Genomic DNA, 14,966 nt, shown 5'->3' with positions numbered 1-14,966 from the left:
AATAGTAATATGAAATCAACTAAAGAAGAAATCCAAGCTATCAAAACACTTTTAAAAGACTCTAGTACAGCTAAATATCATAAACGCCTTCAAATCGTTCTATTTCGTCTGATGGGCAAATCTTATAAAGAGATTATAGAGCTTTTAGACTGTAATCAAACAACGATTTGGCCAACTGTAAAAAAATATGAGGAGTTCGGACTCGATTCTCTCCTTCAAGAAACACGTGGTTGTCGTAACTATGCATATATGACAATTGAGGAAGAGAAAGCCTTTCTTGCCCGTCATTTGAAGGCTGCAGAGGCAGGAGAATTTGTTACAATTGATGCCTTATTTTAGGCTTATAAAAAGGAGTTAGGTTCTTCCTACACACGTGATGCCTTCTATCAACTGTTGAAGCGCCATGGTTGGCGAAATATTAGGCCACGTCCAGAACATCCTAGGAAAGCAGACGCTCAAACCATTGTCGCGTCTAAAAATAAAATCTCAATTCAAGAAAACAAGAAAGCGCTTTAAAACCAGTAGGCATTTTCGTAAGGTTTGCTTGATGTACCAAGATGAGGCTGGTTTCGGTAGAATCAGTAAACTGGGATTTTGTTGGGATCCAATGGGAGTAGGTCCACATGTCCATAGTCACTATATACGAGAATTTCGCTATTGTTATGGAGCTGTTGATGCCCATACAGGCGAATCATTTTTCTTAATCGCTGGTGGATGTCATACTGAGTGGATGAGCGCCTTTTTAGAAGAGCTTTCACAAGCTTATCCATATGATTATTTTTTACTCGTTATGGACAATGCTATATGGCATAAATCAAGTACCTTAAAGATTCCGACTAATATTGGCTTTACCTTTATTCCTCCATACACACCAGAGATGAACCCCATTGAACAAGTGTGGAAAGAGATTCGTAAACGTGGATTTAAGAATAAAGCCTTTCGAACTTTGGAAGATGTCATGAATCAACTCCAAGATGTTATACAAGGACTGGAGAAGGAGGTGATAAAGTCCATCGTTAATCGGAGATGGACTAGAATGCTTTTTTGGCATAAATGAACAATTTTATTTTTCAGAATATATCAAATATAACAAATAACTCTTAAAATTCAGAAAATTCTATTGACAGGACTTGAAAAAGAGTCTATAATGAATAAAAAACAAAGGAGAATACTATGAAAACAAGAAAAGTATTGGCTCTTGTGGGAGTAACTTTATTAGCAGCTGGTGTTTTAGCTGCTTGTTCTGGGGGTTCAGGCGCTCAAGGTGAAAAGACCTTTGCGTTTACCTACGAAACACATCCAGATAATCTCAACTATTTGACAACTGGTAAGGCAGCAACTTCTGAGATTACTAGTAATGTGATTGATGGATTGCTTGAAAATGATAAATACGGGAACCTTGTTCCTTCATTGGCAGAAGACTGGTCAGTTTCTAAGGATGGCTTGACTTATACTTATAAGATTCGTCAGGACGCCAAGTGGTATACATCTGAGGGAGAAGAGTATGCTCTTGTTAAGGCTCAGGACTTTGTGACAGGTCTTAAATATGCAACAGATAAGAAAGCGGATGCTCTTTACTTGGTACAGGATTCAATCAAAGGTCTGGATGCCTATGCAAAAGGTGAAATCACAGACTTTGCTCAAGTTGGGATTAAAGCCCTTGACGATCAGACAGTTCAATACACCTTGAACAAACCTGAAACTTTTTGGAATTCTAAAACAACTATGGGTGTGCTTGCGCCAGTCAATGAAGAGTTTTTGAATTCCAAAGGGGATGATTTTGCCAAAGCTACGGATCCAAGTAGTCTCTTGTATAATGGACCTTATTTGTTGAAATCCATTGTGACAAAATCCTCTGTTGAATTTGCGAAAAATCCGAACTACTGGGATAAGGACAATGTGCATATTGACAAGGTCAAATTGTCATTCTGGGATGGTCAAGATACCAGCAAACCTGCAGAAAACTTTAAAGATGGTAGCCTTACAGCAGCTCGTCTCTATCCAACAAGTGCAAGTTTCGCAGAGCTTGAGAAGAGTATGAAGGACAATATTGTCTATACTCAACAAGACTCTATTACGTATCTAGTTGGTACAAATATTGACCGTCAGTCCTATAAATACACATCTAAGACCAGTGAAGAACAAAAAACATCGACTAAAAAGGCTCTCTTAAACAAGGATTTCCGTCAGGCTATTGCCTTTGGTTTTGATCGTACAGCCTATGCCTCTCAGTTGAATGGACAAACTGGAGCAAGCAAAATCTTACGTAATATCTTTGTTCCACCAACATTTGTTCAAGCAGATGGTAAAAACTTTGGTGAGTTGGTCAAAGAGAAATTGGTCACTTATGGGGATGAATGGAAGGATGTTAATCTTGCAGATTCACAAGATGGTCTTTACAATCCAGAAAAAGCCAAGGCTGAATTTGCTAAAGCTAAATCAGCTTTACAAGCAGAAGGTGTGACATTCCCAATTCACCTAGATATGCCTGTTGATCAGACAGCAACTACAAAAGTTCAGCGCGTCCAATCTATGAAACAATCCTTGGAAGCAACTTTAGGAACTGATAATGTCGTTATTGATATCCAACAATTGCAAAAAGATGAATTGCTTAATGTAACTCTATTTGCTGAAAATGCTGCTGGCGAAGACTGGGATTTATCAGATAATGTCGGTTGGGGTCCAGACTTTGCCGATCCATCAACTTATCTCGATATTATCAAACCTTCTGTAGGAGAAAGTACTAAAACATATTTAGGATTTGACTCAGGGGAAGATAATGTAGCTGCTAAAAAAGTAGGTCTATATGACTACGAAAAATTGGTTACTGAGGCTGGTGATGAGGCTATAGACGTTGCTAAACGCTATGAAAAATATGCTGCTGCCCAAGCTTGGTTGACCGACAGTGCTTTGATCATCCCAACAACTTCTAAAACTGGTCGTCCAATCTTGTCTAAGATGGTACCATTTACAATACCATTTGCATTGTCAGGAAATAAAGGTACAAGTGACCCAGTCTTGTATAAATACCTTGAAATTCAAGACAAGGCAGTTACTGCAGATGAATACCAAAAAGCTCAAGAAAAATGGATGAAAGAAAAAGCAGAATCCAATAAAAAAGCGCAAGAAGAACTTGCCAAACATGTCAAATAAAACAAAAAGAGACTGAGCAAAAAGTCTTTAAAAGCAAAACGCATATTGTCAGGTGATGAAAGCCTTGATCGTATGCGTTTTATTGTGGGGAAATGTACTTGATCTCTGTATTTCATTTTGAAAATGACAAAATCCTGAGTTTAGAGTTCTCAGGATTTTTTCGTTTACTGTTGTGGTTGCTGTTGAACTTGTGGATTTTGTGGCGTTGGTTGTACTGATTGTGTCGGCTGAACAGTCTGACCAGCTTGTCCTTGATTAGGATCGGTTGCGGGAGCATTATTGGGTTGTTGACCAATCGTAGTACTTGCCTGTGTAGTTGAACTTTCAGCTGTTGAGGATTGTTGAGTAGCAGGAGCAGTCCATGTAGGACGAGCTCCATTCTTAAAGACATATTCTCCACTCCTATATAAGCCCTCAGGCATAGTCCAATCTCCTGGGTGGTCATCTTCTGATAGGTAAGTCATCATTGAACGATAGACCGCAGAAGCAACTGTGAACCCACTGCCGATGACTGGAGTTAAACGATTTGAGTAACCAGTCCATACAGCCATAGAATACTTACGAGTATAACCTACAAACGATTCATCTGGAGCTACGTAGCCAGTGTTTTTGACATATTTTTCGATTTCTTCATCAGTATAGTTAGAAGTACCAGTCTTACCAGCTTGTGGAAGCCATGGTAGGTAGGCACCACGTCCGATACCATAAACTAAGACTGTTTTCATCATTTCGGTCATCATATAGGCCGTAGTCTCTTTCATAGCTCGTGTACCAGCATCAGAAAATTCTTTTTCACTACCGTCACTGAAGACGACCTTATTGATATACATGGGTTTGTGGTAAATTCCACCGTTGGCAAAGGCAGCATAAGCAGCAGCCATTTTTTCACTGCTTGCACCGTATTGTTTGTTAGATTCTGTTGTATTACTTGAAATGGCGTTTGCATAATGCATGCTTGGATAGTCGATACCAAGACCATTAAGGAAGGTTTTAGCTCTATCTAGACCGACCTTATTCAAAGTCTCAACGGCTGTGACATTTCGTGATTGTTGAAGAGCATACTGGATTGTAATGTTTCCAAAGTAGCCATGATCCCAGTTGTAGAGTGGAGTATCAGTGCCAGGATAGTTATAAGGAACATCATGTACTATAGTTGCAGTAGAGTCATAGACTCCATATTCTAAAGCGGGAGCATAGTCAGTGATTGGTTTCATACTAGAACCCCAGTCACGATTGGTCTCCACAGCCTGGTTGGTGCCGAATGAAACATTACTTGCTTGATGACGAGCACCAAGTTGTGCAATGACTTTACCGTTAGAAACATCAACAATGGTAGAAGCAACTTGCAATTCATCATCTGGATAGGCAACGTATTCGTCTGTATTGTAAATATCCCACAGATGTTTTTGAGCTTCTTGGTCTACATTTGTGTAGACATCCATCCCAGTCGTGAGCAGGTTATAGCCTGTTTCTTCTTCAACTTGATTGATGACTTCCTTGAGGTAATTATCCATGTAAGCAGGGTAATTACTTGCTGATTTGAGACTTTGTAGTCCATCAGTAATTGGTGTGTTGACTGCTTTCTCATACTGTTCAGCAGAGATGTAGCCTTGATTTTTCATTTCAGATAAGACCAAGTTTCGGCGGTCTTGGGCTGCTTCTGAATGTGAATAGGGGTCATATTGGTTTGGTGCCTGAGGCATTCCAGCAAGCAAGGCTAACTGAGGTAAACTTAAATTATTGAGGTCTTTACCGTAGTAGTTTTGAGCTGCTGTCTGCATTCCATAGTTGCCATTAGACATGTAGACCTTATTTATATAGTAGGTCAAGATTTCTTGCTTAGTTGCTTTTTGTTCTAACTGAATCGCTAACCAAGCTTCCTGAGCCTTACGAGAAATAGTCTGGTCGGAAGTCGAGGTTGAAAAGTAAGTCAACTTAATCAACTGTTGGGTGAGAGTTGATCCACCTTGGAGGGAATTGCTTTGCAGATTGCGCAAGAAAGCTCCCAGGATACGGATGGTATCAATCCCCCTGTGGTCGAAGAAGCGATGGTCTTCGATAGAAACGATTGCTTTAACCAAATCTGTGGGAATATCATTAGCTTGGGCATTGACGCGGCGTTCAGAACCCAAGTCAGCAATGAGTTGATTTTTATTGTCGTAGATTTTACTAGAGGTTGTTGCAACTAGTTTGCTCTCGGATAGGTTAGGAGCCTTGCTAACGTAGTAGAAAAAAACTCCTCCGCCTAAGACAATGGATGCGATAACCAAGCTTAAGAAGCTAATGCTCAGATACTTGATTAGGCGCAGAATCGTTGGTTTGTTCATCTTGTTTTACCACCTAATAAATGTTCTTTGATAACATTGAGATAGGGAATTTGAGGGAAAGCACCAGCCTTGATTTCATATCCATATTCTCGAATATATCCAAGTGGCATTGATTTTTGTCCCTTATCTTGATGATAGAAGCGAATTAAATCGAATGCCGGCAATAAGTAGGTTTCTTGCTGAGAAGAAAAGTGAAGAAGGACAAAGCAGATTCCTTGTTGGGCAAGGACTTGTTCCATATGCTGAATCTGATGTGGATGGAAATTTTTCATCGGAATCGCACGTTTTTGTTTTGTTTCCTTGGCTTCAAAGTCGATGTAATATCCATTATAAACGCCAGAATAGTCCGTCGTTGAAGCTTGTCGAAAATAGGCTTCAACAATCTTAGCACGACTTCGCTGTGGATAGTCCACTCGTACAATTTGAATAGGGGTTGGTTTCTTGTGTATAACAGCCAAGCCCTGAGACAAATAGTAGTCGTTGGTAGCATTGATCATCTTTTCAAAAGACATTCCTCGATTTGCGAAATTTTTGGGTTGAGAAAGAGATGTTTGTCTTTTTTGTGATGAAAGTTTATGTGGATAGTTGACCATAATTCTCCTTATTGGTACAATAACATCACTCTATTATACCATAAATTTGCACAGAAAGGGTTAAAAATGGCTACAGCTTTGGTTTTAGGCTATTCTGCTTTTGATTTGGGTTTGTTTTCTGACAAGGATCCTCGTCTTAAATTGATTAAAAAAGCGATACGTAAAGATTTAGAGGCTATGGCAGCAGATGGGGTGTCTTGGCTTGTGTTTACAGGAAGTTTGGGTTTTGAATATTGGGTTTTAGAGGTTGCTCAGGAGATGAAGACAGAGTACGGTTTCCAGTTGGCCACCATTTTTGCTTTTGAAACCCATGGGGAAAATTGGAATGAAGGCAATCAGATGAAACTGAGTCGTTTTAAGCAGGTAGACTTTGTCAAATATGCTTATTCTCGCTATGAACACAAGGGGCAGTTAAGAGATTACCAGCAGTTTTTGCTGGAAAACACGACTAGTTCCTATCTTTTTTATGATGAAGAAAATGAAACGAAATTAGCTTATTTTTACCAAAAGATGAAAAATCAAGAGGACTATTTTATAAAGAGATTAACATTTGATCAATTAAATGAACTTGCTGAAAATTTTTCCGAAAATTGAAGCTTTGACCTTGATTTTTGTTTGCCTTTTTTTATATAATAATACTAGCAAGCGAGAATGGAGAGAGACATGGCAAGTATTATTTTTTCAGCGAAAGATATTTTTGAACAAGAGTTTGGACGTGAAGTCCGTGGCTATAGCAAGGTAGAAGTTGATGAGTTTTTAGATGATGTCATCAAGGACTATGAAACCTATGCTGCCTTGGTCAAATCACTTCGTCAGGAAATTGCGGATTTGAAGGAAGAATTAACTCGTAAACCGCAAGTGAGTTCGGCTCCAAGTCCTAGTCACCCAGATCCAATTGATGTGGCTGCTTCATCTTCTATGACGAATTTTGATATTTTGAAACGCTTGAATCGTCTTGAAAAAGAAGTATTCGGTAAACAAATTTTAGACAATACTGATTTGTAATTCAGGTCTTGTTACATGCAATTTTTGGATAATCGCGTGAGGAGAGTTGCTTCTCATGAGGAAAGTCCATGCTAGCACAGGCTGAGATGCCTGTAGTGTTTGTGCTAGGCGAAACCATAAGCCTAGGGACGAGAAATCGTTACGGCAGTTGAAATGGCTAAGTCCTTGGATAGGCCAGAGTAGGCTTGAAAGTGCCACAGTGACGGAGTCTTTCTGGAAACAGGGAGAGTGGAACGCGGTAAACCCCTCAAGCTAGCAACCCAAATTTTGGTCGGGGCATGGAGTACGCGGAAACGAACGTAGTATTCTGACTGCTATCAGCTAGAGCTGTTAGTGGTAGACAGATGATTATCGAAGGAAGTGGTCCTAGTCACTTCTGGAACAAAACATGGCTTATAGAAAATTGCATATAGGTTGGGGCTGAGAAATTTTCTCAACCTCATTTTTTAAAGTGGACATATAGAAAGGTCTTGCAAGACTGTAACATGAAAAAAGAATTTAATTTAATTGCAACTGTGGCAGCAGGGCTTGAAGCTGTTGTAGGACGAGAAGTACGAGAGCTGGGCTACGATTGTCAGGTTGAAAATGGACGTGTTCGTTTTCAAGGAGACGTGAGAGCTATTATCGAAACCAACCTCTGGCTTCGGGCAGCAGATCGTATCAAAATTATCGTAGGAACTTTCCCAGCTAAGACTTTTGAAGAGCTGTTTCAGGGAGTTTTCGCTTTAGATTGGGAAAATTATTTACCACTCGGAGCTAGGTTCCCAATTTCGAAAGCAAAATGTGTTAAATCTAAACTGCATAATGAACCCAGTGTTCAGGCTATTTCTAAGAAAGCTGTTGTCAAGAAATTGCAGAAACACTATGCTCGCCCAGAAGGTGTTCCTCTGATGGAGAATGGTCCAGAGTTTAAGATTGAGGTCTCTATTCTCAAAGATGTGGCAACTGTCATGATTGATACGACAGGCTCCAGTCTCTTTAAGCGTGGCTATCGTACCGAAAAAGGCGGCGCTCCTATCAAGGAAAACATGGCGGCAGCTATTTTACAACTTTCTAACTGGTATCCAGACAAGCCTTTGATTGATCCGACCTGTGGTTCGGGGACTTTCTGTATCGAGGCAGTCATGATTGCTCGAAAGATGGCACCAGGACTTCGTCGCTCTTTTGCTTTTGAGGAGTGGAACTGGGTCAGCGATCGCTTGATTCAAGAAGTGCGTACAGAAGCAGCTAAAAAAGTGGATCGTGAGCTGGAGCTGGATATCATGGGCTGTGATATCGATGCACGCATGGTGGAAATTGCTAAGGCCAATGCCCAGGCAGTTGGTGTTGCAGGAGACATTACTTTTAAGCAGATGCGCGTGCAGGATTTGCGTTCCGATAAAATCAATGGTGTGATTATTTCCAATCCGCCTTACGGGGAGCGTTTATCAGATGATGCAGGGGTGACCAAGCTCTATGCTGAGATGGGTCAAGTATTTGCACCACTGAAAACTTGGAGTAAGTTTATCCTAACTAGTGATGAAGCATTTGAAAGTAAGTATGGTAGTCAGGCGGATAAGAAACGTAAGTTATACAACGGAACCTTGAAAGTGGATCTGTATCAATATTTTGGTCAGCGTGTTAAACGCCAAGAGGTAAAATAGAAAGGGATACTCATGAGTAAGAAAAGACGGAATCGTCATAAAAAAGAAAACCAAGAATCGCGATTTGATTTTGATGAAGCAAAAGAGTTAACAGTTGGTCAAGCTATTCGTAAAAATGAAGAAGTGGAAGCAGGAGTCTTGCCTGAAGATTCCATTTTGGACAAGTATGTCAAGCAACACAAAGATGAAATCGAAGCAGATAAGTTTGCGACTCGCCAATACAAAAAGGAGGAGTTAGTCGAAACTCAGAGTCTGGATGATTTAATTCAAGAGATGCGTGAGGCTGTAGAAGAGTCAGAAGCTTCTTCGGAGGAAGTTCCATCTTCTGAAGACATCTTACCACCCTTGCCTCTGGACGATGAGGAGCAAGGCTTGGATTCTCTATTGCTAGAGGATGAAAATCCAACAGAAATGACTGAAGAAGTGGAAGAGGAGCAAAACCTTTCTCGTCTGGATCAAGAGGACTCAGAAAAGAAAAGTAAAAAAGGCTTTGTTTTGACCGCTTTGGCGCTTGTATCAGTGATTATCTGTGTCAGTGCTTACTATGTTTACCGTCAAGTGAATCGCTCGACCAAGGAAATTCAAACTTCTCAATCAGCTACAGCCAATCAATCAGATGTGGATGATTTTAATACACTTTATGACGCCTTCTACACAGATAGCAATAAAACGGCTTTGAAAAATAGCCAGTTTGATAAACTGAGTCAACTCAAGACCTTACTTGATAAGCTGGAAGGTAGTCGTGAACATACGCTTGCCAAATCGAAGTATGATAGTCTAGCAACGCAAATCAAGGCTATTCAAGATGTCAATGCTCAATTTGAAAAACCAGCTATTGTTGATGGTGTGTTGGACACTAACGCTAAAGCTAAATCGGATGCTAAATTTACAGATATTAAAACTGGCAATACGGAGCTTGATAAAGTGCTAGATAAGGCTATCAGCCTTGGTAAGAGCCAGCAAACAAGTACTTCTAGCTCAAGTTCAAGTGAAACTAGTAGCTCAAGCTCAAGTCAAGCCAGCTCAAATACGACTAGTGAGACAAGCCCAAGTAGTTCAAATGCTGCCTCAAATGAGACTAGAAGTTCTCGTAGCGAAGTCAATATGGGCGTATCAAGTGCAGGGGTTGCTGTTCAAAGAAGTGCTAGTCGTGTTGCCTATAATCAGTCTGCTATTGATGATAGTAACAACTCTGCTTGGGATTTTGCGGATGGTGTCTTGGAACAAATTCTAGCGACTTCACGTTCACGTGGCTATATCACTGGAGACCAATATATCCTTGAACGTGTCAATATCGTTAATGGCAATGGTTATTACAACCTCTACAAGCCAGATGGAACCTATCTCTTTACCCTTAACTGTAAGACAGGCTACTTTGTCGGAAATGGCGCTGGTCATGCGGATGACTTGGACTACTAAGCAGTCGTTACAAAATTCTTTCTTTTCAAAAGTAAAAATGATAAAATAAAACAAATCAAACAAGAGGAGTGTCAAATGACAAAAGCTAACTTTGGTGTCGTAGGTATGGCCGTAATGGGTCGTAACCTTGCCCTTAATATTGAATCTCGTGGTTACACAGTTGCTATTTACAACCGTAGTAAAGAAAAAACGGAAGATGTAATTGCTTGCCATCCTGAAAAGAACTTTGTACCAAGCTATGATGTTGAAAGTTTTGTAAACTCAATCGAAAAACCTCGCCGTATCATGCTGATGGTTCAAGCTGGACCTGGTACAGATGCTACTATCCAAGCCCTTCTTCCACACCTTGACAAAGGTGATATCTTGATTGACGGCGGAAACACTTTCTACAAAGACACCATCCGTCGTAATGAAGAATTGGCAAACTCAGGTATCAACTTTATCGGTACTGGGGTTTCTGGTGGTGAAAAAGGTGCCCTTGAAGGGCCGTCTATCATGCCTGGTGGACAAAAAGAAGCCTACGAATTGGTTGCAGATGTTCTTGAAGAAATTTCAGCTAAAGCACCAGAAGATGGCAAACCATGTGTGACTTACATCGGTCCTGATGGAGCTGGTCACTATGTGAAAATGGTTCACAACGGTATCGAGTATGGGGATATGCAATTGATCGCAGAAAGCTATGACTTGATGCAACACTTGCTTGGCCTTTCTGCAGAAGACATGGCTGAAATCTTTACTGAGTGGAACAAGGGTGAATTGGACAGCTACTTGATCGAAATCACAGCTGATATCTTGAGCCGTAAAGACGATGAAGGTCAAGACGGACCAATCGTAGACTACATCCTTGATGCCGCGGGTAACAAGGGAACTGGTAAATGGACTAGCCAATCATCACTTGACCTTGGTGTGCCATTGTCGCTAATTACTGAGTCAGTATTTGCTCGCTACATTTCAACTTACAAAGAAGAACGCGTGCATGCTAGCAAGGTTCTTCCAAAACCAGCTGCTTTCAAATTTGAAGGAGATAAGGCTGAGTTGATTGAAAAGATTCGTCAAGCCCTTTACTTCTCAAAAATCATTTCATATGCACAAGGTTTTGCGCAATTGCGTGTAGCTTCTAAAGAAAACAACTGGAACTTGCCATTTGCAGACATCGCCTCTATCTGGCGTGATGGCTGTATCATCCGTTCTCGTTTCTTGCAAAAGATTACAGATGCTTACAACCGTGATGCAGACCTTGCCAACCTTCTTTTGGATGAGTACTTCTTGGATGTTACTGCTAAGTACCAACAAGCAGTGCGTGACATCGTAGCTCTTGCTGTTCAAGCTGGTGTACCAGTCCCAACTTTCTCAGCAGCTATTACTTACTTTGATAGCTACCGTTCAGCTGACCTTCCAGCTAACTTGATCCAAGCGCAACGTGACTACTTTGGTGCCCACACTTACCAACGTAAAGACAAAGAAGGAACATTCCACTACTCTTGGTATGACGAAAAATAAGTAGGTCTGCCATGGGGAAACGGATTTTATTACTTGAGAAAGAACGAAATCTAGCTCACTTTTTAAGTTTGGAACTCCAAAAAGAGCAATACCGAGTTGATCAGGTTGAGGAGGGGCAAAAAGCCCTCTCCATGGCTCTTCAGACAGACTATGACTTGATTTTATTGAATGCTCATCTGGGGGATATGACAGCCCAGGATTTTGCAGATAAGCTGAGTCGAACTAAGCCAGCCTCAGTCATCATGATTTTAGATCATTGGGAAGACTTGCAAGAAGAGCTGGAAGTTGTTCAGCGTTTTGCAGTTTCATACATCTATAAGCCAGTCCTTATCGAAAATCTGGTAGCGCGTATTTCGGCGATCTTCCGAGGTCGGGACTTCATTGATCAACACTGCAGTCTGATGAAAGTTCCAAGGACCTACCGCAATCTTAGGATAGATGTTGAACATCACACGGTTTATCGTGGTGAAGAGATGATTGCTCTGACTCGCCGTGAGTATGACCTTTTGGCGACACTTATGGGAAGCAAGAAAGTTCTGACTCGTGAGCAGTTGTTGGAAAGTGTCTGGAAGTATGAAAGTGCGACCGAGACAAATATCGTAGATGTCTATATCCGTTATCTACGTAGCAAGCTTGATGTAAAAGGTCAAAAAAGCTACATTAAAACCGTGCGTGGTGTTGGTTACACCATGCAAGAATAGAAAAGCAGTTGCAGTTGTGTAACTGCTTTTTTCAAATGGAGAAAGGGATGTCTTTTCGTTTTTTTCTTTGTATAGTGGATTGAAACTAGAATGGTACACCACAACTGCTAAAACTTTTCTAGAAATTAATTTAACTTTCCTAATCGATTTGTTCACATCTTATTTCAATTTACTATATTGACAGGGACGAACAGATGTGTTACAATTTTTTTAGGAGGATAAAATAATGAAGAAAACATTTTATCGCAAATTCGGTATTTCAATTATTGCGGGTACTTTATTAGCTAGCCTGCTATCGACAGTCTCTGCTTTGACTGTTATTTCAAGTACAGGCGAGGAGTATGAGGTAAGTGAAACATTACAAGAGAGTCCAGGAACTAATAATTTTTCACTTCCCGATGTTTCACCGACTTATGGTCAATATTATACAAATCAGTCAGAAGTCATTATTGGTAAAAATGATTTAGTTAAGGTAAAAAATACTTTACAATATCCTTACTCTACATCAGCTTATGTAGAGTAAGAATTTCGTGGTGTGAAAAATGGTAAAGATGTAACTTATCGAGGGAGTGCCAATTTTATAAAGGATAATGTCCTTATTACTGCTGCTCATAATATTTATAAACATGAGTTTGGTAAAGATGCAGAAGAACTATATGTTACTCCTGCTCGTACTCCAAATAGTGTGCCGTTTGGTCGGATAAAAGTAAAAGAAGCTCGCTATTTAAAAGAATTTCGAAATACTGATCCAGATGAGCTTACTACCTATGACTTAGCAGTTTTAATTTTGGAAGAACCGATTGGCGCTCAATTGGGGACGTTAGGACTTCCCAATAATTTAGAAAATACTAAAAATCTAGATGTAACAGTTACGGGATATTCTGCTGTTAATAAGGATATTAAGCAGATGTATACTGATACAAAAACGATACTTCAAGATACAAATGATTTTTTATTCTATCAAGTAGATACTTTGCGTGGTGCAAGCGGTTCAGCAGTATATGATTCTACCAATAGGGTTGTCGGAGTTCATACCAATGGGAGTAAGGCAGAACAGATGAATTATGCTGTTAAGTTAAATGAGAAGGCTCTATCTTTCATCTACTCTGTTATTAAAGGGCATTCTATTGATGGATGGAAGTTGATTAGTGATACTTGGTATTATTATAAGAATAGTAATAAACAAACAGGTTGGCAAAGTATAAATGGCAAATGGTATTATCTTGAAACCTCTGGTTCAATGTCCACAGGTTGGAAATATGTACGAGGAAGATGGTATTATTTAGATAAGACCAATGGTGATATGAAGACTGGTTGGTATAAAGATGGTTCAACATGGTACTATTTAGATCCTACTAATGGAGACATGAAAACCGGTTGGATAAAAGTGGGAGGAAATTGGTATTATCTCAATTCAAGTGGTGCTATGGTTACAGGTAGTCAGACGATTGATGGTAAAGTTTATAACTTTGCTTCATCTGGTGAGTGGATTTAATATTGGAGGGTATATACATGAAACTTTTGAAAAAAATGATACAAGTTGGATTAGCAGCAATATTCTTTGGTTTTCTAGCTACAAATGTAGTATTTGCAGATGATTCTGAAGGATGGCATTTTGTCCAAGAAAACGGAAGAACCTACTACAAGAAGGGGGACCTCAAAGAAACGGACTGGCGAGTGATTGATGGTAAGTACTATTATTTTGATTCTTTATCTGGAGAGATGGTTGTCGGCTGGCAATATATACCTGCTCCATACGAAGGGGTTACGATTGGTTCTTCTCTAAGGAAAGATATTGCTTTTAGACCAGATTGGTTTTACTTTGGTCAAGATGGGGTACTACAAGAATTTGTTGGCAAGCAAGTGTTAGAAGCAAAAACTGCTACAAATACCAACAAACATCATGGGGAACAATATGATAGCCCAGCAGAGAAACGAGTCTATTATTTTGAAGATCAGCGTAGTTATCATACTTTAAAAACTGGTTGGGTTTATGATAATGGGGACTGGTATTATTTGCAGAAGGATGGTGGCTTTGATTCTCGCATCAACAGATTGCCTGTTGGGGAGATAGCACGTGGTTGGATCAAGGATTATCCTCTAACCTATGATGAAGAGAAGCTTAAAGCGGCTCCATGGTACTACCTAGATCCAGCAACTGGCATCATGCAAATAGGATGGCAATATCTAGGTAATAACTGGTACTACCTTCGTTCATCAGGAGCTATGGCAACTGGTTGGTATCAGGAAGGCTCAACTTGGTACTATTTAGATGCTGAAAATGGTGATATGAAAACGGGCTGGCAATACCTTGGTAACAAGTGGTACTATCTCCGTTCATCGGGAGCTATGACAACTGGTTGGTATCAAGATGGTTCAACTTGGTACTACCTAAATGCAGGTAATGGAGATATGAAGACAGGTTGGTTCCAGGTTAATGGCAAATGGTACTATGCTTATAGCTCAGGTGCTTTGGCAGTGAATACGACCGTAGATGGCTATTCTGTCAATTATAATGGCGAATGGGTTCGGTAATGACAGGGAGCTTATAATTATATTAGAACACTCGCTTAATCAAAGAAGTGACTTTGTTGTACTTGACCTGACGATTGGGGAGATTAAAAG

The 14,966-nt window shown here is 40.1% G+C and carries 10 protein-coding genes, 1 other RNA gene and 2 pseudogenes; 11 read left to right on the top strand and 2 right to left on the bottom strand.

Going from position 1 to position 14,966, the window contains the following annotated elements; all coding sequences use genetic code 11:
- Window positions 1-9 precede the first annotated feature (9 nt).
- Both HT701_RS01780 and HT701_RS01775 read left to right on the top strand, forming a co-directional pair.
- Window positions 10-1,057: pseudogene (locus HT701_RS01780) on the top strand (IS630 family transposase).
- Between the two features lie 116 nt (window positions 1,058-1,173).
- Window positions 1,174-3,153 (top strand): peptide ABC transporter substrate-binding protein, encoded by a 1,980-nt coding sequence (locus HT701_RS01775; RefSeq protein WP_172931151.1) that lies wholly within the window; start codon window positions 1,174-1,176, stop codon window positions 3,151-3,153.
- A 164-nt stretch (window positions 3,154-3,317) separates the two neighbouring features.
- On the opposite strand, the gene pbp1a is transcribed toward HT701_RS01775, so the two are convergent.
- Together pbp1a and recU are read right to left on the bottom strand one after the other, a co-directional pair.
- On the bottom strand, window positions 3,318-5,480 hold the full coding sequence (gene pbp1a, locus HT701_RS01770) for a penicillin-binding protein PBP1A (protein WP_172931150.1): 2,163 nt from the start codon (window positions 5,478-5,480) through the stop codon (window positions 3,318-3,320).
- Window positions 5,477-6,073 (bottom strand): Holliday junction resolvase RecU, encoded by a 597-nt coding sequence (recU, locus tag HT701_RS01765; RefSeq protein WP_000248777.1) that lies wholly within the window; start codon window positions 6,071-6,073, stop codon window positions 5,477-5,479. The genes pbp1a and recU overlap by 4 nt, the downstream gene beginning before the upstream one ends.
- A 66-nt stretch (window positions 6,074-6,139) precedes the next feature.
- On the opposite strand from recU, the gene HT701_RS01760 reads away from it, so the two are divergent.
- The 9 genes and pseudogenes from HT701_RS01760 (at window position 6,140) to cbpF (ending at window position 14,876) form a co-directional block, all read left to right on the top strand.
- Complete coding sequence (locus HT701_RS01760) at window positions 6,140-6,667, top strand: DUF1273 domain-containing protein (protein WP_172931149.1); 528 nt, start codon at window positions 6,140-6,142, stop codon at window positions 6,665-6,667.
- Window positions 6,668-6,736: 69 nt separating this feature from the next.
- Entirely contained in the window at window positions 6,737-7,078 is a 342-nt protein-coding gene (gene gpsB, locus HT701_RS01755) for a cell division regulator GpsB (RefSeq protein ID WP_000146532.1), read from the top strand.
- 20 nt (window positions 7,079-7,098) lie between these two features.
- Window positions 7,099-7,479: RNase P RNA component class B (rnpB, locus tag HT701_RS01750), an RNA gene on the top strand.
- An 84-nt stretch (window positions 7,480-7,563) separates the two neighbouring features.
- The gene (locus tag HT701_RS01745) at window positions 7,564-8,721 is read left to right on the top strand and encodes a class I SAM-dependent RNA methyltransferase (RefSeq protein WP_050116697.1); all 1,158 of its coding nucleotides are present in this window, start codon (window positions 7,564-7,566) and stop codon (window positions 8,719-8,721) included.
- Window positions 8,722-8,733: 12 nt separating this feature from the next.
- Window positions 8,734-10,140 carry a mid-cell-anchored protein MapZ gene (gene mapZ / locus HT701_RS01740; RefSeq protein WP_050116698.1) on the top strand — a complete coding sequence of 469 codons (1,407 nt, stop codon included), beginning with the start codon at window positions 8,734-8,736 and terminating at the stop codon, window positions 10,138-10,140.
- 75 nt (window positions 10,141-10,215) lie between these two features.
- Window positions 10,216-11,640, top strand: coding sequence for an NADP-dependent phosphogluconate dehydrogenase (gene gndA, locus HT701_RS01735; RefSeq protein ID WP_000158778.1), 1,425 nt, complete (start codon window positions 10,216-10,218; stop codon window positions 11,638-11,640).
- An 11-nt stretch (window positions 11,641-11,651) separates the two neighbouring features.
- On the top strand, window positions 11,652-12,341 hold the full coding sequence (locus HT701_RS01730; RefSeq protein WP_000518025.1) for a response regulator transcription factor: 690 nt from the start codon (window positions 11,652-11,654) through the stop codon (window positions 12,339-12,341).
- A 226-nt stretch (window positions 12,342-12,567) separates the two neighbouring features.
- A pseudogene (locus HT701_RS01720) lies at window positions 12,568-13,836 on the top strand (trypsin-like peptidase domain-containing protein).
- A gap of 17 nt (window positions 13,837-13,853) precedes the next feature.
- The gene (gene cbpF, locus HT701_RS01715) at window positions 13,854-14,876 is read left to right on the top strand and encodes a choline-binding protein CbpF (RefSeq protein WP_119919401.1); all 1,023 of its coding nucleotides are present in this window, start codon (window positions 13,854-13,856) and stop codon (window positions 14,874-14,876) included.
- Window positions 14,877-14,966: the final 90 nt, after the last annotated feature.

The organism is Streptococcus sp. 10824 (assembly GCF_013276595.1).
Taxonomy (GTDB): domain Bacteria; phylum Bacillota; class Bacilli; order Lactobacillales; family Streptococcaceae; genus Streptococcus; species Streptococcus pseudopneumoniae.
This window is presented reverse-complemented; position numbering and strand designations above follow the sequence as displayed.

What these genes read in the sequence shown, in the direction of transcription:
- HT701_RS01775 (WP_172931151.1), top strand. Translation starts at nt 1,174, where the DNA reads ATGAAAACAAGAAAAGTATTGGCTCTTGTGGGAGTAACTTTATTAGCA.
- pbp1a (WP_172931150.1), bottom strand. Translation starts at nt 5,480, where the DNA reads ATGAACAAACCAACGATTCTGCGCCTAATCAAGTATCTGAGCATTAGC.
- recU (WP_000248777.1), bottom strand. Translation starts at nt 6,073, where the DNA reads ATGGTCAACTATCCACATAAACTTTCATCACAAAAAAGACAAACATCT.
- HT701_RS01760 (WP_172931149.1), top strand. Translation starts at nt 6,140, where the DNA reads ATGGCTACAGCTTTGGTTTTAGGCTATTCTGCTTTTGATTTGGGTTTG.
- gpsB (WP_000146532.1), top strand. Translation starts at nt 6,737, where the DNA reads ATGGCAAGTATTATTTTTTCAGCGAAAGATATTTTTGAACAAGAGTTT.
- HT701_RS01745 (WP_050116697.1), top strand. Translation starts at nt 7,564, where the DNA reads ATGAAAAAAGAATTTAATTTAATTGCAACTGTGGCAGCAGGGCTTGAA.
- mapZ (WP_050116698.1), top strand. Translation starts at nt 8,734, where the DNA reads ATGAGTAAGAAAAGACGGAATCGTCATAAAAAAGAAAACCAAGAATCG.
- gndA (WP_000158778.1), top strand. Translation starts at nt 10,216, where the DNA reads ATGACAAAAGCTAACTTTGGTGTCGTAGGTATGGCCGTAATGGGTCGT.
- HT701_RS01730 (WP_000518025.1), top strand. Translation starts at nt 11,652, where the DNA reads ATGGGGAAACGGATTTTATTACTTGAGAAAGAACGAAATCTAGCTCAC.
- cbpF (WP_119919401.1), top strand. Translation starts at nt 13,854, where the DNA reads ATGAAACTTTTGAAAAAAATGATACAAGTTGGATTAGCAGCAATATTC.